Origin of the sequence: Bacteroides sp. AF20-13LB (assembly GCF_003603065.1) — a bacterium.
Lineage (GTDB): Bacteria > Bacteroidota > Bacteroidia > Bacteroidales > Bacteroidaceae > Bacteroides > Bacteroides uniformis.
The window spans coordinates 1-2,822 of sequence record NZ_QTMH01000040.1 but is presented as its reverse complement, the minus strand read 5'-3'; the positions used below and the strand labels follow the sequence as shown (position 1 = coordinate 2,822).

The following is a 2,822-nucleotide window of genomic DNA, read 5'->3' as shown; positions in this document are numbered from 1 at the left end:
TGGCGAAAACGGAGCATACCCACCCACTTAGAACGGCATAATCCACCCACAATTATTGCTAAAATGGGCTTGAAAAGGGCATAAAAAACGGAGCATATCCGTTCATTTTTGCTAAAAAATGCCCAAAGTCGCTCAAAAAACGGAGCATATCCGTTCAGTGGTTTGTGATTACGATAAAATATCCGTTTTACTATACAAAAATCGGAGTATATCCGTTCAGTGATGGGAATGTAATAATACAATAATCAGTTGTTTACATTCGGAAAACGGAGCATATCCGTTCACTTTCTCATAGAAACGACGATGCCTGCATAAAAAACGGGGCATGTCCGTTCACTTTCCACTCTTTCCCGTATCTTGTATGCAGAATATAATCTTCATACAATACGACTATGGCAGGAAAAAGTAAGAATATGAGCCAGATCAAACAACTTCTTCTATTAAAGAAGAATGGAGTCTCCAACCGCAAGGCTGCCGATATAATCGGCATGAACAAGGAGACAGTGAACAACTACATGAACAAGGTCAGCGCTGACAGCCTGAGCCTTGATGAACTTATCAGGCTGGACGATCCCATTCTTGAGCACCGTCTCAAGGGCGGCAATCCTGCATATAGTGACAAACGCTTTGAAACATTCAAAACCCTTCTTCCATATCTTCAGGAGGAGATGAAGCGCAAGCATGTCACGCTGAAGCTTCTTTGGGAGGAATACCGTAATGAGCATCCTGACAACCACTACAGCCTGACACAGTTCCGTTTTCATTACAATCAGAACACAGAGGCCGGAAAGGAATCGCCATCTACCATACTTGCTGACATGCGTACTGGCGGTGAAAAGCTTTTCCTCGATTTTGCCGGTGATACCATGGGATACGTTGATATGGAAACCGGTGAGGTCGTCCAGTGCCAGGCTTTCGTAGCCACTCTGCCTGCAAGCGACTACGGTTATATCCTCTTCGTACGTTCACAACGCACGGAAGACTTTGTATATGCCATAACACAGTGCCTGAAACATCTTGGCGGCGTACCAAAGATGCTTGTCCCTGACAACCTTAAAGCTGCCGTTGTCAAGACAGACAGATATGAGCCTTCGCTTAACCGTGTAATGGAGGATATGGCCAATCATTATGGCACGGTCATCATACCGGCACGTCCCGCACACCCAAAAGATAAAAGTAACGTGGAAGGGACCGTGAGGCTTGTCTATATGCGTGTGTTTGCCGAACTCCGCAATGAAACCTTCCATTCACTGGAAGAGCTTAACCGGGCAGCCTCGCTCAAAATGAAAGCGCACAACCAGAAACGCATGCAGAAGCATCCTTACACGCGTGAGGAACGGTTCCTTGCCGTAGACAGGCCAAATCTTATGCCGCTGCCTGACAGGGATTTTGAGATTGTGTCATATACCGATTTGAAGGTGTCAACCAACTGCTGTATCTATCTAGGACGTGACCAGCACTATTATACAGTGCCGTATCAGTATATATCCAAAACTGCACATGTTGCATATACACGCACACTGGTAAAAGTATATGTGGACGGTGAACTTGTAGCCACTCACATACGTGATTACAACAGGGGAAAGTATACTATTGTAAAGGAGCATCTTGCAAGCAACTCCCGGGAATACAGAGGAATGAGTGCAAAATCATACATAGAGCGTGCCGAGCGTGCATCCGGCATACTTGGAAATGTAATCCGCCGCATATTTTATTCTTCCACAATGCCTCCGGAGACTCATTACAAGACCTGCGACGGGCTTCTAAACCTGCAAAGGAGCAGTGATCCGGCCGTTTTCCAGAAAGCCTGCGAGACAGCCCTGAACGTAGACAGATGCAGTTACCGCTTTATACGCTCACTGGTGGAAAGCAAGTGTGCCGGTGTGGGGCAGCCTACATCTTCCTTTGCTCCTCCGCAACACTGTAATATCCGTGGGAAATCACAGTTCAAATGACAGACTTCTAACACTCAAAACCAATAACGATGGATGAAATTATCAATGCTCTAAGAAACCTTAAGATGCCCGGAATGGCACATTACTGGGCTACGATGCAGGAGACGCGACAGGCAGAGTCGCTCTCCTTGAAGGACGGCCTGCAACTGCTTATACAGGCCGAACTGGATAACCGGAATCAAAGCCGGAATGCCCGTCTGATAAAAAAAGCACACTTCCGTTATCACGCTTCCATAAGTGAAGTTATCTATGACAGCAAGCGTGGCGTAGACAAGCAGAAAGTGCTTAATCTTGCCACTTGTGACTATGTGAAAAACGGGGTGTCCATACTTATTACGGGAGCTTCCGGTACAGGTAAAAGCTGGTTGGGTACAGCGTTTGGTCATCAGGCCTGCATGAACGGATATAAGGTTGCCTATTATAACCTGTACAGGCTCTTCGAGGAAATAAGCCTTGCCCGCATATCCAGTACCCTGCATCGTTTCTTCGCCAGGTTGGCACAGACTGATCTGCTTATACTGGACGACTTCGGTATGAAAGTTCTTGACGGACAACAGCTGCTTGACTTTATGGAGATTATAGAAGACCGACATGGACAGAAAGCTACTATCATCATATCACAACTGCCGGTTGCTAACTGGTACGATGTGATGAAAGGCAACACGACTGCGGCTGATGCAATATTAGACAGGCTGGTGCACACAAGTGTGCGCTTCGAGTTAGAAGGCAGCAGTATGCGTCAAAAAAAACATCCAAAATATAACATTACAGACGAAAATCAATAAATTTGCATCGCCATAGGTTTAGAGGATGAAAAGTGAACGGATATCACCGTTTTGGGTGAACGGATATCAACCGTTTTCAGCA

The 2,822-nt window shown here is 46.0% G+C and carries 2 protein-coding genes; both read left to right on the top strand.

Annotated features, from left to right (window positions below):
* Positions 1–413 precede the first annotated feature (413 nt).
* On the top strand, positions 414–1,955 hold the full coding sequence (gene istA / locus DWX62_RS21735; RefSeq protein WP_120173148.1) for an IS21 family transposase: 1,542 nt from the start codon (positions 414–416) through the stop codon (positions 1,953–1,955).
* Positions 1,956–1,984: 29 nt separating this feature from the next.
* Positions 1,985–2,740, top strand: a complete 756-nt coding sequence (gene istB, locus DWX62_RS21730) for an IS21-like element helper ATPase IstB (protein ID WP_120173147.1) — start codon at positions 1,985–1,987, stop codon at positions 2,738–2,740.
* Positions 2,741–2,822 lie beyond the last annotated feature (82 nt).

Coding starts and splice junctions, on each gene's coding strand:
- istA (WP_120173148.1), top strand. CDS start 414: ATGAGCCAGATCAAACAACTTCTTCTATTAAAGAAGAATGGAGTCTCC.
- istB (WP_120173147.1), top strand. CDS start 1,985: ATGGATGAAATTATCAATGCTCTAAGAAACCTTAAGATGCCCGGAATG.